The following is a 19,114-nucleotide window of genomic DNA, read 5'->3' as shown; positions in this document are numbered from 1 at the left end:
ACAGAGGGTGCCGGCATGTCCGGCACCCTGCTGTTATACCGGAACACCTCATCCCGCCGGGCGGTGGGGCGGCCGGAACATGCTGTCTGGACGGTTTTATATGAGGGGGAACCGTATGGATGATTACATTATTGAGATGTTAGGCATTACAAAAGAATTTCCCGGTATCATTGCCAACGACAACATCACCCTTCAGCTGAGAAAGGGGGAAATCCATGCGCTGTTAGGTGAGAACGGCGCCGGGAAATCCACGCTGATGAGCGTTCTGTTCGGCCTTTACCAGCCGGAGAAGGGAATCATAAAGGTCAGAGGCCGGGAAGTGAAGATAAAGGGGCCTCTGGACGCCAATGCCCTTGGAATCGGTATGGTGCACCAGCACTTCAAGCTGGTACACAATTTTACCGTGCTCCAGAACATTGTGCTGGGAATGGAGACAGTCAGTCACGGCTTTCTTAAGATGGACAACGCCAGGAAGAAGGTGGTGGAGCTCAGCGAACGCTACGGCCTCTACATTGACCCGGACGCGCTGATTCAGGATATAACGGTAGGGATGCAGCAGCGGGTGGAGATACTTAAGATGCTCTACCGGGACAATGAAATCATGATATTTGACGAGCCCACAGCGGTTCTGACGCCCCAGGAAATCGACGAGCTCATGGAAATCATGAGAAGCCTGGTGGCGGAAGGCAAGTCCATTCTTTTCATCACCCATAAGCTGGATGAAATCAAGGCAGTGGCGGACAGGTGTTCTGTTCTGCGGCGGGGAAAATACATAGGCACCGTGGACGTGGCTTCCATCACCAAGGAAGAGATGTCGGAGATGATGGTGGGCCGCAAGGTGAGTCTGTCTGTTGAAAAGACTCCGGCAGCGCCGGGCAGGACCGTGCTGGAGGCAGAGCATGTTTCAGTGAAATCCCATATGGAAGGCCATACCAAGCTGGTGGTAAATGACGTGAGCTTTCAGGTAAGGAGCGGTGAGATTGTCTGTATTGCCGGAATTGACGGCAACGGGCAGACAGAGCTGGTACACGCCGTTACCGGCCTGGGGGAAACCGCCGGAGGAAGAATCCTCATAAACGGCCGGGATGTGACGAAAAAGAGCATACGCGCCCGCAATACAGGCGGGCTCAGCCATATACCGGAGGACCGTCACAAGCATGGCCTGGTGCTGGATTATAATCTGGCCTATAACCTGGTGCTGCAGCAGTATTTTGAACCTGGGTTCCAGCGCTGGGGGTTCCTTAAGGATGAGGAAATTTATAATTATGCCGACAAGCTGATTGAAGACTTTGACATACGAAGCGGCGAGGGAGCGGACACAATCACCCGCAGCATGTCCGGAGGCAACCAGCAGAAGGCAATCGTGGCAAGGGAGATATCCAGGGACCACGACATCCTGCTGGCGGTCCAGCCTACCAGAGGGCTGGATGTGGGCGCCATTGAGTACATCCACAGGGAGCTGGTAAAGCAGAGGGACGCAGGTACGGCCATTCTGCTCATATCCCTGGAACTGGACGAGGTCATGAATCTCAGCGACCGGATTCTGGTCATGTTTGAGGGAACCATTGTGGCTGACCTGAATCCACAGGAAGTGACGGTACAGGAGCTGGGCCTTTACATGGCAGGTTCCAAACGCCAGGAGCCAGAAGGAAAGGCAGGTGAGAGGGCGTGAGCACAAACAACAGGACAGGGAGAAAACGGGATTATGTAGGCGTGCTGTCATCGGTCTTTGCCATTGTTATCGGACTGCTGGTAGGATTCGTCATACTCCTTATATGCAATCCGTCCCAGGCACTGCCGGGATTTGTGACCATCCTGACAGGAGCCTTTACCCACGGTCTGAAGGGCGTGGGACAGGTGTTTTACTATGCAACCCCCATCATACTGACCGGTCTTTCCGTTGGCTTTGCCTTTAAGACAGGCCTGTTCAATATCGGTACGCCGGGGCAGTTTATTGTGGGCGCCTTCGCAGCTGTCTATGTGGGTATCATGTGGACGGGGCTGGGGAGGATACAGTGGGCCGTGGCCCTGCTGGCGGCAATACTGGGCGGGGCTCTGTGGGGAATGGTCCCGGGATTCCTGAAAGCCTGCTTTAATGTAAATGAGGTTATTGCCTCCATTATGATGAACTATATCGGTATGTATATGGTGAACTGGATTGTAAAGAGCTACAAACCTCTCTTTAACAACCTGCGCAACGAATCCAGAAATGTGGCTGCCACGGCCCAGATTCCCAAGATGGGAATGGATAAGCTGTTTCCGGAGTCCAGCGTGGGCGGCGGTATCCTTCTGGCCATTGCCGCCGTGCTGATTATCTGGGTTATCCTCAATAAGACCACCTTTGGCTATGAGCTTAAGGCAGTGGGCTTTAACAGGGATGCCAGCAGGTACGCGGGCATCAATGAGAAAAGGAATATTATCATGAGCATGGTCATAGCCGGGGCCATAGCAGGCATGGCAGGGGGACTACTCTACCTGGCAGGCACCGGCAAGCACATAGAGATAAAGGATGTGCTTGCGTCGGAAGGCTTTACCGGTATCTCCGTGGCGCTGCTGGGACTGAGCCATCCCATCGGAGTGCTGTTTTCCGGGCTGTTCATTGCGTATCTGACAGCCGGGGGATTTTACCTGCAGCTCTTTGAATTCTCCACGGAAATCATTGATATCATTGTGGCGGTCATTATTTATTTCAGCGCCTTTGCCCTGATAGTGAAGACCATCCTGACCCGGATGAACCATAAACGGGAGAAAGGAGGCGGCCGGACATGAGTGTGATTTATTTTATATTCCAGCAGACCATGCTTTTTACCATTCCCCTGATGATTGTGGCTCTGGGAGGCATGTTTTCCGAGCGGAGCGGCGTGGTCAACATTGCTCTGGAGGGAATCATGACCATGGGAGCCTTTACAGGCATCCTGTTCCTGAACATGACAGGAGGCAGGATGAGCGGACAGATGCAGCTGCTTCTGGCCATCCTTATCTCCACGGCCACAGGGGCTGTCTTTGCCTTTTTCCATGCCTACGCATCCATTAACATGAAGGCAAACCAGACCATCAGCGGAACCGCCCTTAACATGTTTGCCCCGGCCTTTGCCATCTTTGTGGCCAGGGTCATCCAGGGAGTACAGCAGATTCAGTTTAACAACACCTTCCGGATTGAATCCGTTCCCCTGCTGGGCAGCATCCCGTTTTTCGGGCCTTTGTTATTCCAGAACACATATATCACCACGTATCTGGGCGTCGCCATTCTGATTTTGTCCACCCTGGTGCTTTACCGGACCAGGTTCGGCCTGAGGCTGCGCTCCTGCGGCGAGCATCCCCAGGCAGCAGACGCAGCGGGTATCAATGTCTGCCGCATGCAGTACGCAGGCGTCCTCATATCCGGAGTTCTGGGCGGTTTAGGGGGGCTGGTGTTCGTGGTGCCCACATCCACCAACTTTAACGCGGATGTGGCCGGATACGGATTCCTGGCCCTGGCGGTCCTTATCTTCGGACAGTGGAAGCCGGTGAAAATCATGTGGGCCTCCCTGTTCTTCGGCCTCATGAAGGCGGTGGCGGCAGCTTATTCCGGCATACCGTTCCTGGCGGCAACAGGGATACCCAGCTATGTGTATAAGATGATACCCTATGTGGCTACCTTGATTGTCCTTGTATTTACATCCAGGAACTCCCAGGCGCCCAAGGCCTCCGGCGTTCCCTACGACAAAGGACAGAGATAGGTTGATATTTATGTAATAATATGGTAGTATATGAAAGAGTCCTTAGGGTTAAGGGCTCTTTTATTGAGTCCGGCTGTCTGAAAAGGCCGGTAACTCACGATATATTACGAAACGGGGGATATATAGATGGAACGCGAAAAATTCTCGTCCAGGCTGGGCTTCATCCTTATAAGCGCAGGGTGCGCCATTGGTTTGGGCAATGTGTGGCGGTTCCCTTATATAGTAGGCGAATACGGAGGGGCCGCTTTTGTGCTGGTATACCTGGTGTTCCTGCTGATACTGGGACTTCCCATCGTAGTCATGGAATTTGCAGTGGGAAGGGCCAGCCGGAAAAGCGCTGCCCTGTCCTTTGACCTGCTGGAGCCAAAAGGAAGCAGGTGGCATCTGACCAAGTACATCGCCATGGCAGGCAACTATATTCTGATGATGTTCTACACAACGGTGGGCGGATGGATGATGCTTTATTTCTTTAAAACTCTTAAGGGGGATTTCGGCGGCATGGATGCAGAGGCAGTGGCCGGTGAATTCGTCAGTATGCTGGCCAATCCCGCGCTGATGGGAGGATTCATGGTCATCGTGGTGCTTCTGTGCTTTGAAGTCTGCGCCATGGGTCTTCAGAAGGGGGTGGAGCGCATTACAAAGGTCATGATGGTGTGTCTGCTGGTGCTGATGGTGGTGCTGGCCGTACATTCCATGGTTCTGCCGGGAGGCGGTCCCGGTCTGGAGTTTTACCTGAAGCCTGACTTTGGGAAAATGGTGGAGTCGGGTATCGGGGAAGCCGTGTTTGCTGCCCTGGGACAATCCTTTTTCACCCTGAGCATCGGCATCGGAGCCCTGGCCATCTTTGGTAGCTATATCGGCAAGGAGAGGACACTGACAGGGGAGGCCGTCAGCGTCACCCTGCTGGACACCCTGGTGGCCTTCATGGCAGGACTCATCATATTCCCGGCCTGCTTTGCCTACAATATTGAGGCCAAATCAGGGCCGTCCCTGATTTTCATTACCCTGCCCAATGTGTTTAACCATATGGCAGGCGGCAGAATCTGGGGGACACTGTTTTTCCTGTTTATGTCCTTTGCGGCTTTTTCCACCATTATCGCGGTGTTCCAGAACATCATTTCCTTTGCCACGGATTTGACGGGCTGCACCCTTAAGAAGGCGGTTCTCTGCAACATAGCCGCCATCATCCTTTTATCCCTTCCTTGTGTGCTGGGCTTTAACCTCTGGAGCAGCTTTGCTCCCCTGGGAGAGGGAAGCACGGTTCTGGATCTGGAGGATTTTATCCTCAGCAACAACCTTCTGCCTATCGGCAGCATGCTTTATCTGCTGTTTTGCACCAGCCGTTACGGATGGGGCTTTAAGAAATTTATGGCGGAGGCCAATGAAGGGGAGGGGATTCATTTCCCCGCATGGACCAGGGTTTATGTGAGCTATATCCTGCCTTTGATTGTACTCATCATATTCATTCAGGGATATGCCTCCAAGTTTCTGGGGAATTAAAAGGTAATTAAAAAGTGTATTTGACAAGAACAGAATGAATGCAAAGGGCTGCCCCCGGGGATCCGCTGTAATCGGAATCCTCAGGGGCAGCCCTTTGCATTCAGATAGATGTATTCAGATAGATGTATTCAGATAGATGTATTCAGATAGATGTATTCAGATAGATGTATTTAGATAGTTGTATTCAGGTTTTTGTCTTCCGGATTTTGTTCCGGATAAAAAATGTAAAACAACCTTGACATTTAATGTAAAGCATACTATACTAAAAATGTAAAGCGAACTATACTGTAAGAGATGGAGACGAAAATGAGGAGAGAAGATTTAAGGCTGGAATGAATGATGCTGGAATGAGGTTAGAACAAATAGGGCTAGAACGAAACGAGAGGGTGGTGTGATTGAAAACCAGGATACAGGAACTAAGGAAACAGAACAAGGTAACCCAGGAGGAGCTGGCTTTGGCCCTGGGGGTGACCAGGCAGACCATAATATCCCTGGAAAACGGGAAGTATAATGCTTCCCTGCAGCTGGCTTTTAAGATTTCAAGATTTTTCGGAAAGAGCATAGAGGATATATTTTTATTTGAAGAGGAGGAATGATTATGTGGCTGAATCAGTTATTTATTGAAAATCCCATTGATTTTGAGAAGAGGTGCAGGAACAGGATTGTGTATGGGATATGTTTTATCCTGTTGGGCGCAGCGGCCATAGGCCTGTCTTTTGCGGTCGGAAACCATGCCATGGTGATGTATCTGGAACAGGGATACAAGGATTTTATGCCGGGATTTTACGGCGGGACCGGATTTGGCCTGGCCGCGGCCGGCGTCATAACCATCATGCGCAATCTGAAATATCTGCGAAATCCCGAGCTTAAGGAGAAGCGCAGGATATATGAGACCGATGAGAGGAACCGTATGCTGGGGCTGCGCTGCTGGGCCTATACGGGATACACCATGATGATATCGCTTTATATCGGAATCCTTATAAGCGGGTTCATCAGCATGACCGTGACAAAGACCCTGATATCCGTAGCCGTATTTTTTGCGGTGCTCCTGCTGGTGTTCAGAAGGCTTTTGCAGAAGGTTATGTAGGGACATACCAGTTAGAGGTTCTAGGCAAGGGCATAATAAGACAAATGAAAACACAGGAGCCAACACACAACAAAAACGCCGCCATTGGAGACAATGTGCGGCGTTTCCGCCGGTATGGGATTTTTTTAATTTTATAATAATGACAACCATGTACTCAAATAAAAAAGATGACTAACCCAACAAAAACATGACAGAGCGTGTCATGGTATCTATGGTATACTATAATTAACAGATAAAGATTAAAGAGGTGTTTTGATATGGCAGAAAAAATTCGATATGAAAAAAAGAAAACAAGGCTGACTGAAAAATATCAACAGCCGCCAGAGTCTCTTATCCGGATTTTTATGGGCATTGAGGCTTGGAAGCGTTTAATGCGCTTTGAGGAAATGCTAAGAGAGCGGTACGATGTAAGCCGCGAAATAAGGTTTCCCTTCGGCAATGAATATGGCTGGAGTTTCCGGTATTCTCATAAAAAGTCGTTGCTGCTGTATGTGTTTTTTGAAGAAGGCGGTTTTTGCTGTACTATTTCTATCAACGATAAAGGCGCTCAGGAGGTTGATTCCATATTTGGCGAATTGTTGCCGGAAATACAAGCAAGCTGGCTTAACCGATATGCCTGCGGTGCAGACGGCGGTTGGCTTAATCGTTCGGTTATAAGTGATGAAGAACTGCCTGACCTGATCCGACTGGTAGGCGTTAAAGTCAAGCCGAAAAAGATTGGGGGCAAAAATGCATGAAGGGCGCCATTTCCGTATTTTATATATTCTGCTAAACAATGAGCGGGTTACTGCACCAGAACTTGCAGAAGAATTTGGCGTTTCAGTACGGACCATTTACCGTGATATAGATACAATGAGTGCTGCTGGTATTCCAATCTACATGCAGGGAGGCCGTAAGGGCGGTATCTATCTTTTGGAGGGATATCGGTTAGATAAAGTAACGCTTTCAAAGACAGAGCAGGCTGAAATACTTTTAGCGCTGCAAGGGCTGGGAGCTGTTCAATATCCTGATATTGACCCTGTTCTTCTAAAATTAGGCGCGCTATTTATGAGCCAGGACCGCGATTGGATTGATGTTGACTTAACACGCTGGGGAACAGCCGAAACGGTTCACAGAGATAAGGAACTATTTTCAATACTTCGTAAAGCTATTACCGGGCTGCGGCGTATTCACTTTGAATATTATAGTGCCAAAGGTGAAATGACGGTACGAACTGTTGAACCTGCGAAACTCATTTATCGCTGTCGTGCATGGTACTTGGCCGGATATTGTCTCATGAGACAAGAACCGCGTGTGTTTCGGCTTTCCCGCATGAAAAAGACTGGACTGACAGAAGAACTCTTTGAATATTCTCCTGAAAAGGAAGCTCCATATTTTACGCTGGACGGGAATTACGGACCTCTGCTCAAGGTAAGGCTAATGTTTAATAAGTCGGTAGCATATCGTTTATATGATGCTTTTGAAGATGATACTATGATTCGGCAGGATGATAACATCATAGTAGAAACGCAATTACCGGATTCTGAATGGCTTTACAGCTTTTTGCTATCCTTTGGTGGGAATGTAACTATCCTGGAACCGGAGAATTTGAGGCAGGCTGTTAAAGAACGGATTTTACAGGCGTTGTCAATCATTTAGAACAGCTGTATACTATATATCTGACAGCGGTTACTTGTAAGGAAAAGATTAATGATGCTTTTAAGCATTAGGGAATGGTATATGGATAGAAAAAAACTTATCAATCAGAGCATTGATTATATTATGAAACATTTAGATGAAAATTTGTCTCTTGATACAGTAGCCGCTCATTTTTTTATATCGAAATACCACTTCAGCCGAATCTTCAAGGAAGAAACCGGCGAAAGTGTCTATGCATTTATCAAGCGCTGTAAAATTGACCAAAGCGCAATCGACATGAAACTCAACCCAGCAAAAGCAATCACAGACATTGGTTTGGATTACGGATATAGTGCGTCCAATTATAGCTCCGTATTCAGACAGCACCATGATACCCCGCCATCTATGTTTAGGCAGTCAATACCCACCCGCAGTATGTCTCTTCCCTTTTCCTCAGAGCGGATTGTCCATTTTAAAACAGCGGAGGAATATACCGCACAAATCGAAGTCCAGAAGCAGGAGGATCTGTTTGTGCTGTATGAACGTTTTATTGGAACTTATGCGGACCTTGAAAAAAACTGGTATCAGTTTTTAGATAAGTACAAGGATTTTTTGAATGAAAAGACGCTTTTGGTTGAGCGGTTTTTTAATGACCCTGCTATTACCAGCCCGCTGCAATGTATCTGCGATATTTGCATGACTGTGGAACCGGATTGTGGGCTAAGTAATGTCATGCGGATCAGCGGCGGCCAATGGATCGTGTATCATTTCGATGGAAAGATCAAAGACATCTTTGAAACACTGGAGGGGATTTTCAGCGTTTGGTTTCCCCAAAGTGGTTATAAGATGACGCGGAGATATGGACTCAATATTTATCGCCGCGTTGACCGGGATAATCACAGCGTTATAATGGATTTGTACATCCCAATTTCATAACAGCAAGAATTCAGAAGCGGGCAGCGCGCTTTCTTTTTATAATATAAGAAGTATTAAGCCTTTATAGAAATTGGTACAAGATAAATACGGAGGAAAATATGTTTGATATAAGAAAAGTGCAGGAGAAAGTAATGTATGAAGCTGTCAGAGCAAAAAGCAATGCAGATGTGGCTGGTGAAGTGGTATACGGCTGTGAGAAGGCCGCTCATACGGAAAATAATTCTGACTGGGTGAAGTCTGTTATGCGGCGTCTGGAAAATAAATTTGAATCAGAGGATGTCAAAGAAATACGAATGGATTGTCAATGCGGTTACGGAATGAACGAAAAGCTTGTGCTTGTAAAGGAGCTGATGGCAGGAGCTGCTAGTATAGAAGAATTTACAAATTCGGAGAAGGCAAAGGCGGCGGGGCTGTTTTGTAAAGGCGGCGAGCTCTTTCTGCAATTTTATTTTTGTCCCTGTCCTATGCTTGCCGAGGTGGAACGATTAGAGACAGCCGCATGGTGCCAGTGTACTACCGGCTACAGCAAGGTCCTTTTTGAACAAGCGTTTGCCTGTAAAGTGGATGTTGAGTTACTGAAAAGTATAAAGATGGGGGATTCTGTGTGTCTTATGAAAATTACTCCCCACAACCCTGTCTGGCAATAAAAGAGAATACGACGCAGGGGGTTACACGGCGCTGCACCGCCGCCATGCCCCTGCCCGGTCAAGTGACCGGCAGGGGTCATTGACATCCGGGTCATTTTCCTTTACAGTGTAGTTGGGGAAACGAAGGCGCAGTGAAGGAGTTCAAGGGAAGGAGACAGCCATGAACCTGGAATACAGAATCAATGAAAGCTACGACCGTCTGACGGCCAATGACAGGGAGGTTCTGAATCGGATTTTACGGAACAAGGCGCAGTCTGCCGGTATGAACAGTACGGAACTGGCGGCCTTCTGCCATGTGTCCAGGACAACCCTGATCAGGCTGTTTAAAAAACTGGGAATCGGCGGCTTTGCTGAGTTCAGGCTTTTACTGAAAGAACGGGCCGGGATGCAGGAGCTGGCCCGCCTGGATATGGAGGAAATCATATCCAACTACCACCGCATGGTGGAAGGTCTTAGGGAGTACGACTACAGCGTGATTCTGGAGGCCATCCATGAGGCGGGTACCATATATCTCTATGGCACGGGAAATGAGCAGAAGGCCATTGGGGAGGAGTTCAAACGTATTTTCCTGATGTTTGGAAAGTGCTGCATTGATTTATTCGATTACGGGGAGGTGGAGTACGCTTCCCGGTATTTTAAGTCCGGCGATTTGTTTGTGGCCATCTCATTGTCGGGGGAATCGGAAAACGGCATACAGGTACTGCGTTTTGTCCAGTGCAGGGAAATAAAAACCCTGTCCATTACCCGCTGGACCAATAATACCATGGCCCGGATGTGCCGGTACAATCTCTATGCCGGAACCAGAATGATAAGCGGAGGCGGGGAGCCGGGATATGAGATGGTGGCTACCTTCTACATCCTGTTAGACATGCTGTCGGTAAATTACCTGGAATATGAGAGGAAGGGCCATGAGACTGGAAGAAGCGTTCAATAAAAATTATAACAGGTTCACGGAAAATGAACAGTATATCTGCCGGTATTTGCTGGAGCATAAAAAGGAGTGCGCTGTCATGAGCATAACAGAATTTGCCGGAAGCTGTCATGTGTCGGAATCCATGTTGGTGCGTTTTGCAAAGAAGAACGGTTTGGCGGGATACGGGGAGCTGAAGGCCAGGCTCAGACTGGAGGAGCAGGAAACAGAAGAAGCCCTGGGACCTGGGGAAGAGCTGCTTAATACGGTGACAGACAGTTACCACAAAATGATGGATGAGCTGATTGGCCGCGGCCTGGATTCCCTCTTTGAAAAGCTGTACAGGGCCCGGCGGGTATTTCTCTATGGCAGCGGCTCAGCCCAGACTAGGGCGGCCAGCGAGATGAAGCGCATTTTCCTTCCGGTGAAGGAAATGTTTCATATCCATGGACACGACATGCGGGGCGCATTGTCCAGGGTGATGACGGAACGGGACATGGCAGTCATCATATCACTGACCGGGGAGTCTGAGGCCACGGTAAGTCTGGCCCGGGAACTGCGGCTGAGACAGGTGCCCACCCTTTCCATTACCCGGCTGGGCAATAATACACTGGCATCTGTCTGTGATGAGAATCTCTATATCCATTCCATCACCCTGCCGGCCAGATACGGGGTTGAATATGAGATATCCACCCCCTATTTTATTCTGATAGAATATCTGTATCTGGCGTACCAGGAGTTCCTGAAACGCCGGTTGGACTCCCTGTAAATCTCTGAAATAAGCATTTTTAACATGTTTACAAATATTCAAAAACCGAAAAAATGTACTATAAGTGTACAAAGATTTTAAGCGGGTCCAGGCTATTGCCGGGGCCTTTGTTTTTTGCTAGAATGAGGTCACACAGATAAGGAAGGTAGGGAAAATGGTTAAGGCAATTTTCTTGGACATAGACGGCACACTCAGGGACGAATGTAGCGGCGTGCCCCAAAGCGCGTATACAGCGGTCCGCATGTGCAGGGAAAGAGGAATCCGGATACTGATATGCACGGGGCGGAATCTGGCTTCCATTCAGGAGGAAATCCTGTCCATGGATACAGACGGCATCATAGCCGGAGGAGGCTGTCTGATCGCGGAAAACGGATATGTGCAGAAGGAAAGTTATTTTCAAAAACCGGAAACAGAACGGATTCAGGAATACCTGTTAACAAGGGAACTGCCTTTTGCCATGGAGTCCCAGGAGCGTATATTCATGAACAGGGCTGCGGCAGTGCTGCTTAGACAGGACTTTATCGGCAAGCTAAAGGGACTGGGAGCAGAGGAAATAAGGAAACGGGAGAAGGAAAACAGTATCCCATATGAAGATACCCTTAAAGAGTATATGCACAGCCCGGATCACATACACAAATTTTGTCTGTGGTGCCGGCCTGAGGACTGGGAGGCCGTGTGTGCAACGGTTCCGGGATGGGGCGCTGTCGTCCAGCAGTCTGCCCCCACGGACGGCAAAATCAGAAAATGGGGATATCTGGAGCTCCAGCCTGCGGGCTGCACCAAGGGGCAGGCCATACGCTGGTGGTGCAGGCGCAATGGAATAAGATTGGAAGATACCATGAGCTTTGGGGACGGAAAGAATGACGTGGATATGATTCGGACAACGGGAATCGGAGTGGCCATGGAAGACGGGGATGAGGAGCTGAAGCAATGGGCGGATTCCCTGTGCAGGCCGGCTGCCCGTGATGGGATATACAGGGAACTGGTAAGGCGGGGAATTATCGAGTGAGGTTTTACCGGGAAGAGAGATGTTGGGCAGGGATATATCAGGCAGAGAGATATGGGCAGGGATATATCATACAGAGTGATATTAGACAAAATTTATCGGGAGAAGGAGAGGATTAGATGAGAGCAGAAGAGCAGTTAAGAATCAGGCCGGAGGAACCGTGGTGGAAGGAAGAGGTGGTGTATCAGATTTATCCCCGAAGCTTTAAGGACAGCAACGGCGATGGTATAGGGGATATACGGGGGATTTTGGAAAAGCTGGATTATCTGAAGGCGCTTGGGATTACTATGCTGTGGCTCTGCCCCATATACCAGTCTCCCATGGATGACAATGGTTACGATGTGTCCGACTACTGTGCACTGGCCCCTGAATTCGGAACCATGGAGGAACTGGATGAGCTCATAGAGCGGGCGGGAGATATGGGAATCAAAATCATACTGGATTTGGTTATCAACCATACCTCGGATGAGCACCGATGGTTCAGACAGGCTATGGAGGATCCCGAAGGGGAGGAACACAGCTACTATATATTTAAGAAGGGGGACAGGGAACCAAATAACTGGCGTTCTGTATTCGGAGGCAGTGTGTGGGAAAAGGTGGAAGGACGCAGTGAATATTATTTCCATGCATTCGGGAAGAAACAGCCGGACTTAAACTGGGAAAATGAAACCCTTCGGAAGAAGCTGTATGAGATGGTCAACTGGTGGCTGGAGAAGGGAATTGCCGGATTCCGCATCGACGCCATTACCTTTATAAAGAAAGACCTGACCTTTGCAGACCAAGAGCCGGACGGGGCAGACGGACGGGCCAAATGCACCAAGGCTTCCAGGAACCAGCCGGGAATCGGGGAATTTCTCAATGAACTGAAGCGGGAAACCTTTGACAGGCATGGATGTGTGACTGTGGCGGAGGCGCCTGGCGTTCCCTATGAAGGACTGGGGGATTTCATTGGAAGGAACGGTTATTTTTCCATGATATTTGATTTCCGCTATGCGGATTTAGATATAGCCTCGGGCAGCGAATGGTTTAAGCGAAGGGAATGGACGGTGAAAGAGCTTAAGGATAAAATCATGGCAAGCCAGATGGCTGTCCAGACCTATGGATGGGGGGCCAACTTCATCGAAAACCATGATCAGCCCAGAGCGGCAACCAAATATCTGAAGGAAGCAGCAGAAAATCCCAGTGCTGTCAAGATGCTGGCAGCCATGTATTTCTTCCTGAGGGGAACCCCCTTCCTGTACCAGGGGCAGGAGCTGGGAATGGTGAATTTTGAACGGAGTTCCCTGGATGCATTTAACGATATATCCAGCATAGACCAGTACCACCGTTCCCTGGAGGAAGGCTTCAGTGAAGAGGAGGCGCTTCAAATCATCAACCTGAGAAGCCGCGATAATGCCAGGACTCCGTTCCCATGGACCGGCGGGCGATACGGCGGATTTTCTGAAACAGCGCCATGGCTGCCCATGAGCCGGGAATATCCGGAGAACAGCGCAAAAACCCAGGAAGGGGACAGGGACAGCATACTGGAGTTTTACCGCTCCATGATTCGGTTCAGACAGTGGGGACCCTGGAGGGACTGCCTGGTATACGGCGCCATACGTCCTCTGGCGTGCAGCGAACATGTAATTGCCTATGAGAGAAGAACAGAGGATACGGTTATCTGGTGTTACTTTAATTTCAGCGGTACAGGGACCGTGGAGAGGCTGCCGGGAATCAGCGCAGGATGCATATGGGCCAATGACCGGGAGGCAATGGACGGAGTGATGTTTAATGGGAAAACAGCTGACAAAAAGACAGCCGGCAAAGAAACCGCCGGTAATAGAGCCGGCATAGAGGACGGAACGCTTTATTTGGAACCATATCAGGCGCTGCTTTTAAAAGGCAGCTGTTAGAATGCGGAGGGAATCGTGATGGAAGGGAATCAGTACAGGGATGCGGCAGGCCGGATAGTGGAGGCGGTGGGAAAGGACAATATATTGTCAGCCACCCACTGCGCCACAAGACTCAGACTGATAGTAAAGGATAAGGAACGGATTGACGAAAAGAAGCTTCAGGAAATAGGGATGGTCAAGGGAACCTTCTTCAACGCCGGCCAGTACCAGATTATCCTGGGCACAGGGATTGTGAATAAGGTCTATGGGGAGATGGAAGGGCTGGGACTCAATACCCTGTCCAAGCAGGAGCAGGATGAACTGGTAAAGAACCAGCAAAAGGGCGTCAAGCGCATGATGCGCATGCTGGGCGACATCTTTATTCCTATCATTCCGGTGATTGCAGCTACCGGTCTGTTCCTGGGACTTAAGGGCTGTGTGTTCAATGACAATGTGCTGGGCCTTCTGGGCTTATCCGCATCCATCATACCGGACTATGTGGTGACCCTGGTGAACGTGCTTACAGAGACTGCCTTTGCCTTTCTTCCGGCCCTTATATGCTGGTCGGCCTTCAAGGTGTTTGGAGGAACTCCGGTCATCGGCCTGGTCATCGGGCTTATGCTGGTATCCCCCAGCCTTCCCAACGCATATGCGGTGGCTACTCCTGGCAGCGGCGTGGAGGCAGTGATGGCATTTTCACGCATCCCCATTGTAGGCTGTCAGGGAAGCGTTCTGACAGCTATCCTGGCAGCGTTTCTGGGGGCTTCCATGGAAAAAAAGCTGAGAAAAATTATGCCCAATGCCCTGGATCTGATTATGACTCCCTTTCTGGTGATGCTGGGAACATTTCTGGTGGTGATGCTGGGAATCGGACCCGTCATGCATGTGGTGGAGCTTAAGCTGGTAACCATTGTGGAGATGCTGGTGCACCTGCCCTTTGGCATAGGGGGATTCCTGATTGGGGCCACCTATCCGCTGCTGGTGATTACAGGACTCCATCACACCTATACCATGATAGAAACCTCTCTGCTGGCCAATACCGGATTTAACCCTGTCATTACCTTATGCGCCATGTACGGTTTTGCCAACGTGGGAACCTGCCTTGCCTTTTTTGTGAAATCCAGGAAACAGAGTGTAAAATCCACCAGCATCGGGGCCATGCTGTCCCAGCTGTTCGGAATCAGTGAACCGGTGCTGTTTGGAATCCAGCTGCGTTACAATCTCCGTCCCCTTGTCATTATGCTGTTTACGTCCGGCCTGGGGGCAGCGCTTTTGTCCGTGCTGGGAATACAGTCAAATTCCTATGGACTGGCGGTGCTTCCTTCATATCTGATGTATATATACAAGGGAAACCAGTTGATGTGGTATTTCATCATTTCCCTGTGTTCCGTTGCATGCTGTTTTTTCCTTACATGCCTTTTCGGCATCCCACAGGAGGTGCTGGAAGCGGACGGAGAACCCCATGACCCAGAGTTCCGGGAAAATCAGTTGACAGGAAAAAATGCCGGTGAAATGCCGGATGAAATAACAGGAGAAGCAGTATCTGATATGGTTTCTCCGGCAGACGGACATATCCTGCCTCTGGACCAGGTAAAGGATGAGGTATTCGCTGGAAGGGTGCTGGGAGACGGTTTTGCGGTGGAGCTTACCGGCGGCCGTATCCTTTCACCGGCAGACGGTACAATTGAAGCAGCCTTTGACACGGGCCATGCAGTGGGAATCCGCACGGAGAATGGAATGGAAATCCTGATTCACATTGGTATCAATACAGTGGAACTGGGAGGAAAGGGATTCCGCCTTCATGTTTCCCAGGGACAGAAGGTACGCAGGGGAGATTGTCTGGTGGACGTGGATTTGGAGGAAGTGAGGAAGACTGGAAAAGATCTGACCACCATGGTTATTTTTACCACAGGAGAAAGCGTAGCCGTAAAAAGCGGGGAGGCCGTGACGGCCGGGGCTGGATTTGAAATACGGATTGGACAGAAGGGAACCCGCGGGTCAGAGCTTTCCTGATATAAGCTGTTATAAATGGAAAGGGATGAGGAGGCAGATTACATATAAGAAAACAGGCAGATGTACCCAGGGATACAAGATTATCCCCGCCGTGCATCTGTCTGTTTTTGAGTAATCGTAAATTTTGCTGAATCAGTATATATAGTAAATTTTTTCATTCCGGGCATACTACCTATTGACAATATGCGGTTAGTGCTCTATAATTGCAATATACCCAGGTGGGGTATAAGGAAGGAGTGAAACATATGACCACGCAGCAATATCATATAGACGGAATGTCCTGTGCCGCATGCAGCAGCGCAGTGGAGCGTGTTACGAGAAAGTTAAACGGTGTGGAGAGCAGTAATGTGAATCTGACGACCAACCGCATGGTGATTACCTATGACGAGAGTCAGGTGACACCTGAAATGATTTGTGAGAAGGTATCCAAGGCGGGTTTTTCTGCCAGCCTGATTGTGGAGGAAGAACAGAACAAGAAAAAGGAAGAAGAGGAATGGCAGCAGCAGGAGGAACAGCTGGAGGCTGTGAAGCGCAGGGTGGTTACAGCTATCTGTTTTGCGGTGCCTTTGCTCTACATTTCCATGGGTCATATGCTGCCCTTTACCCTGCCCTTGCCGGCGTTCATGCAGATGGATAAGAATCCTCTCAATTTTGCCCTGGCCCAGCTGATACTGACTGTACCGGTTCTTATTTGCGGACGTAAGTTCTATCTGGTAGGCATCCGTTCCCTGCTTAAGGGCAATCCCAATATGGATTCCCTGGTGGCCATTGGTACGGGAAGCGCATTTATTTACAGCCTTGTGATGACCTTTGGCATTCCCGGAGATCACATGAAGGCCCACCAGCTGTATTACGAGTCGGCGGCCGTGGTGGTCACCCTGGTCATGCTGGGCAAATTCATGGAGAGCCGCAGTAAGGGAAAGACATCTGAGGCCATACGCAAGCTCATGGAGCTGGCGCCGGACACAGCTATTCTCTATGAGAACGGCATGGAAAGGGAAGTGGAGACCTCCCTGGTGTCTGTGGGACAGCATATCCTTATAAAACCGGGCAGCCGGATACCCCTGGATGGTATACTTGTACAGGGCAGCAGCAGCGTGGATGAATCCATGCTTACCGGAGAGAGCATTCCGGTGGAGAAACAGCCGGGGGACAGCGTGATCGGCGGAAGCATGAATTACAATGGAGCCATGGAGGTGGAAGTGACCCATGTGGGAAGCGATACCACCCTGTCTAAAATCATTAAGATGATCGAGGATGCCCAGGGCAAGAAGGCCCCTATCTCCAAGCTGGCGGATAAGGTAGCCGGATACTTTGTTCCCGCAGTCATGGGAATTGCCCTGGTGGCGGCCCTGCTGTGGTGGATATTGGGAGGAAAGGAACTTTCCTTTGTGCTGACCATATTCGTGGCCGTACTGGTCATTGCCTGCCCCTGTGCGCTGGGGCTTGCCACGCCCACGGCCATTATGGTGGGAACCGGAGTGGGAGCCGGGCACGGCATTTTGATTAAAAGCGGCGAGGCCCTGGAGATTTGTCATAAGGTGGATGCCGTCATACTGGATAAGACAGGGACTATCACAGAGGGAAAGCCCAAGGTGACCGATGTAAATGTAATCAGCGGTGCTGTGGTGGAGCAGGTGTGGAAACTGGAATCCTCCTCTGTGCCGGGGGCTGTGTTGCCCGCCGCGGGTGAGAACCGGGAAGGCAGTGCTTCCAAGGACAGCGTCAGGGAACCTCAGGCCTCTGACGACGAGAAAAAGGAGCACCTTCTGGGAATCGCAGCTTCCTGTGAACAGATGTCGGAACATCCCCTGGGCCAGGCCATTGTAAACGCCGCCAGGGAGAAGCAGATGGACCTGGCCATGCCCGAAGCATTTGAGAGCATCACCGGGGCAGGCATCATCACTACCTGGAAGGGATGGAAGGTGGCAGTGGGCAACCGGCGTCTCCTGGACCACCTCCATGTGCCTGTATCCCAGGATACGGAAAAGACAGCCTCAGAGTACGCCAATACAGGAAAGACCCCCATGTATGTTGTGATAGACGGACGTCTGGCCGGAATCGTGTGTGTGGCCGATACAATTAAGGAAACCAGTGTGGAGGCAGTGGAAAAAATAAAGGGTCTGGGAGTGACCGTCTACATGGTCACAGGTGACAATGAGAAAACGGCCCAGTACATCGGTAAGCTGGCCCATGTGGACCAGGTGGTGGCTGAGGTGCTTCCGGAAGATAAGGCACAGGTGGTAAACCGGTTGCAGAATGAGGGAAAAACAGTTATGATGGTAGGTGACGGCATCAACGACGCACCTGCGCTGGTACAGGCGGATGTGGGCTGTGCGGTTGGAAACGGCAGCGATATTGCCCTGGAGTCAGGGGATGTGGTGCTGATGAAATCTGACCTGATGGATGTCTACAGGGCTGTCAAATTGAGCAAGGCAACCATCCGGAATATAAAGCAGAATCTGTTCTGGGCGTTTTTCTATAACTCATTGGGCATCCCGGTGGCAGCCGGAGTGCTGTACCTGTTGGGCGGCCCGCTTTTAAGCCCTATGCTGGGAGGATTTGCGATGTCTTTAAGCTCAGTGTGTGTGGTGGGAAATGCCTTAAGACTCAGGAATCTGAAGCTGTAGCACAGGTCTTAAAAGACCTGGGGAAACCGTTCCTGTCCGGAACAGGGGCGGTTTCCCCCAGGAACAGTAAGGTAAAAGGAGAGGATCACATGAATCAGGAAGAAGGCTGCACCTGCCGCCATAAACACAGGGAAGTGACGGAAGAACGCGGTCTCATGAACCGGCTGAACCGGATAGAGGGACAGATAAGGGGTATCAAGTCCATGGTGGAGGACGAGCGCTACTGCGTGGATATCATCACCCAGGTGGCAGCGGTCCAGGCCGCCCTTAACAGCTTTAACAAGGTGCTTCTGGAGCGCCACATCAAGAGCTGCGTGGTGGATGATATCCGCCGGGGCGACAGCGACGCCACGGTGGAGGAGCTTTGCAGGACCCTGCAGAAGATGATGAAATAACAGGAAACCAGACA

At 50.2% G+C, this 19,114-nt stretch carries 17 protein-coding genes; all 17 read left to right on the top strand.

The genetic code is table 11. The annotated features are described in order from the left end of the window. Positions 1–115 precede the first annotated feature (115 nt). The 17 genes from CGC65_RS16125 to CGC65_RS16045 all read left to right on the top strand — a co-directional run bounded on the left by CGC65_RS16125 (position 116) and on the right by CGC65_RS16045 (position 19,100). Positions 116–1,672, top strand: a complete 1,557-nt coding sequence (locus CGC65_RS16125; RefSeq protein WP_002564417.1) for an ABC transporter ATP-binding protein — start codon at positions 116–118, stop codon at positions 1,670–1,672. Continuing rightward, positions 1,669–2,769: an ABC transporter permease gene (locus CGC65_RS16120; protein WP_002564416.1), complete on the top strand. Its 1,101-nt coding sequence runs from the start codon at positions 1,669–1,671 to the stop codon at positions 2,767–2,769. Before CGC65_RS16125 ends, CGC65_RS16120 begins: the two co-directional genes overlap by 4 nt. After that, positions 2,766–3,719 carry an ABC transporter permease gene (locus tag CGC65_RS16115; RefSeq protein ID WP_002564415.1) on the top strand — a complete coding sequence of 318 codons (954 nt, stop codon included), beginning with the start codon at positions 2,766–2,768 and terminating at the stop codon, positions 3,717–3,719. Before CGC65_RS16120 ends, CGC65_RS16115 begins: the two co-directional genes overlap by 4 nt. A 126-nt stretch (positions 3,720–3,845) precedes the next feature. After that, positions 3,846–5,219, top strand: a complete 1,374-nt coding sequence (locus tag CGC65_RS16110) for a sodium-dependent transporter (RefSeq protein WP_002564414.1) — start codon at positions 3,846–3,848, stop codon at positions 5,217–5,219. A gap of 395 nt (positions 5,220–5,614) precedes the next feature. After that, positions 5,615–5,815, top strand: a complete 201-nt coding sequence (locus tag CGC65_RS16105) for a helix-turn-helix transcriptional regulator (protein ID WP_002564413.1) — start codon at positions 5,615–5,617, stop codon at positions 5,813–5,815. Between the two features lie 2 nt (positions 5,816–5,817). Further along, entirely contained in the window at positions 5,818–6,306 is a 489-nt protein-coding gene (locus CGC65_RS16100; protein WP_002564412.1) for a hypothetical protein, read from the top strand. Between the two features lie 257 nt (positions 6,307–6,563). After that, on the top strand, positions 6,564–7,043 hold the full coding sequence (locus CGC65_RS16095) for a DUF3788 family protein (protein ID WP_002564411.1): 480 nt from the start codon (positions 6,564–6,566) through the stop codon (positions 7,041–7,043). Next, positions 7,036–7,944, top strand: a complete 909-nt coding sequence (locus CGC65_RS16090) for a helix-turn-helix transcriptional regulator (RefSeq protein ID WP_002564410.1) — start codon at positions 7,036–7,038, stop codon at positions 7,942–7,944. Before CGC65_RS16095 ends, CGC65_RS16090 begins: the two co-directional genes overlap by 8 nt. 81 nt (positions 7,945–8,025) lie before the next feature. After that, positions 8,026–8,859 (top strand): AraC family transcriptional regulator, encoded by an 834-nt coding sequence (locus tag CGC65_RS16085; RefSeq protein ID WP_330361545.1) that lies wholly within the window; start codon positions 8,026–8,028, stop codon positions 8,857–8,859. A 98-nt stretch (positions 8,860–8,957) separates the two neighbouring features. Continuing rightward, the gene (locus CGC65_RS16080; RefSeq protein WP_002564408.1) at positions 8,958–9,506 is read left to right on the top strand and encodes a DUF6144 family protein; all 549 of its coding nucleotides are present in this window, start codon (positions 8,958–8,960) and stop codon (positions 9,504–9,506) included. 160 nt (positions 9,507–9,666) lie between these two features. After that, positions 9,667–10,440, top strand: a complete 774-nt coding sequence (locus tag CGC65_RS16075) for a MurR/RpiR family transcriptional regulator (RefSeq protein WP_002564407.1) — start codon at positions 9,667–9,669, stop codon at positions 10,438–10,440. Beyond that, positions 10,415–11,185, top strand: coding sequence for a MurR/RpiR family transcriptional regulator (locus CGC65_RS16070; protein WP_002564406.1), 771 nt, complete (start codon positions 10,415–10,417; stop codon positions 11,183–11,185). Before CGC65_RS16075 ends, CGC65_RS16070 begins: the two co-directional genes overlap by 26 nt. Positions 11,186–11,339: 154 nt before the next feature. Continuing rightward, positions 11,340–12,194: an HAD hydrolase family protein gene (locus tag CGC65_RS16065; protein ID WP_002564405.1), complete on the top strand. Its 855-nt coding sequence runs from the start codon at positions 11,340–11,342 to the stop codon at positions 12,192–12,194. A 116-nt stretch (positions 12,195–12,310) separates the two neighbouring features. Continuing rightward, positions 12,311–14,083, top strand: a complete 1,773-nt coding sequence (locus CGC65_RS16060; RefSeq protein ID WP_002564404.1) for an alpha-glucosidase — start codon at positions 12,311–12,313, stop codon at positions 14,081–14,083. An 18-nt stretch (positions 14,084–14,101) separates the two neighbouring features. After that, the gene (locus tag CGC65_RS16055; RefSeq protein WP_002564403.1) at positions 14,102–16,075 is read left to right on the top strand and encodes a PTS sucrose transporter subunit IIABC; all 1,974 of its coding nucleotides are present in this window, start codon (positions 14,102–14,104) and stop codon (positions 16,073–16,075) included. Between the two features lie 245 nt (positions 16,076–16,320). Further along, positions 16,321–18,705: a heavy metal translocating P-type ATPase gene (locus CGC65_RS16050; RefSeq protein WP_002564402.1), complete on the top strand. Its 2,385-nt coding sequence runs from the start codon at positions 16,321–16,323 to the stop codon at positions 18,703–18,705. 89 nt (positions 18,706–18,794) lie between these two features. Then, on the top strand, positions 18,795–19,100 hold the full coding sequence (locus CGC65_RS16045; protein WP_002564401.1) for a metal-sensing transcriptional repressor: 306 nt from the start codon (positions 18,795–18,797) through the stop codon (positions 19,098–19,100). Positions 19,101–19,114 lie beyond the last annotated feature (14 nt).

Origin of the sequence: Enterocloster bolteae, assembly GCF_002234575.2 — a bacterium.
Lineage (GTDB): Bacteria > Bacillota > Clostridia > Lachnospirales > Lachnospiraceae > Enterocloster > Enterocloster bolteae.
Note: the sequence above shows the minus strand (reverse complement) of the source record. Positions and strands in the feature narration are given on the sequence as shown.

Coding starts and splice junctions, on each gene's coding strand:
- CGC65_RS16125 (WP_002564417.1), top strand. CDS start 116: ATGGATGATTACATTATTGAGATGTTAGGCATTACAAAAGAATTTCCC.
- CGC65_RS16115 (WP_002564415.1), top strand. CDS start 2,766: ATGAGTGTGATTTATTTTATATTCCAGCAGACCATGCTTTTTACCATT.
- CGC65_RS16110 (WP_002564414.1), top strand. CDS start 3,846: ATGGAACGCGAAAAATTCTCGTCCAGGCTGGGCTTCATCCTTATAAGC.
- CGC65_RS16100 (WP_002564412.1), top strand. CDS start 5,818: ATGTGGCTGAATCAGTTATTTATTGAAAATCCCATTGATTTTGAGAAG.
- CGC65_RS16095 (WP_002564411.1), top strand. CDS start 6,564: ATGGCAGAAAAAATTCGATATGAAAAAAAGAAAACAAGGCTGACTGAA.
- CGC65_RS16090 (WP_002564410.1), top strand. CDS start 7,036: ATGCATGAAGGGCGCCATTTCCGTATTTTATATATTCTGCTAAACAAT.
- CGC65_RS16085 (WP_330361545.1), top strand. CDS start 8,026: ATGGATAGAAAAAAACTTATCAATCAGAGCATTGATTATATTATGAAA.
- CGC65_RS16080 (WP_002564408.1), top strand. CDS start 8,958: ATGTTTGATATAAGAAAAGTGCAGGAGAAAGTAATGTATGAAGCTGTC.
- CGC65_RS16075 (WP_002564407.1), top strand. CDS start 9,667: ATGAACCTGGAATACAGAATCAATGAAAGCTACGACCGTCTGACGGCC.
- CGC65_RS16070 (WP_002564406.1), top strand. CDS start 10,415: ATGAGACTGGAAGAAGCGTTCAATAAAAATTATAACAGGTTCACGGAA.
- CGC65_RS16065 (WP_002564405.1), top strand. CDS start 11,340: ATGGTTAAGGCAATTTTCTTGGACATAGACGGCACACTCAGGGACGAA.
- CGC65_RS16060 (WP_002564404.1), top strand. CDS start 12,311: ATGAGAGCAGAAGAGCAGTTAAGAATCAGGCCGGAGGAACCGTGGTGG.
- CGC65_RS16055 (WP_002564403.1), top strand. CDS start 14,102: ATGGAAGGGAATCAGTACAGGGATGCGGCAGGCCGGATAGTGGAGGCG.
- CGC65_RS16050 (WP_002564402.1), top strand. CDS start 16,321: ATGACCACGCAGCAATATCATATAGACGGAATGTCCTGTGCCGCATGC.
- CGC65_RS16045 (WP_002564401.1), top strand. CDS start 18,795: ATGAATCAGGAAGAAGGCTGCACCTGCCGCCATAAACACAGGGAAGTG.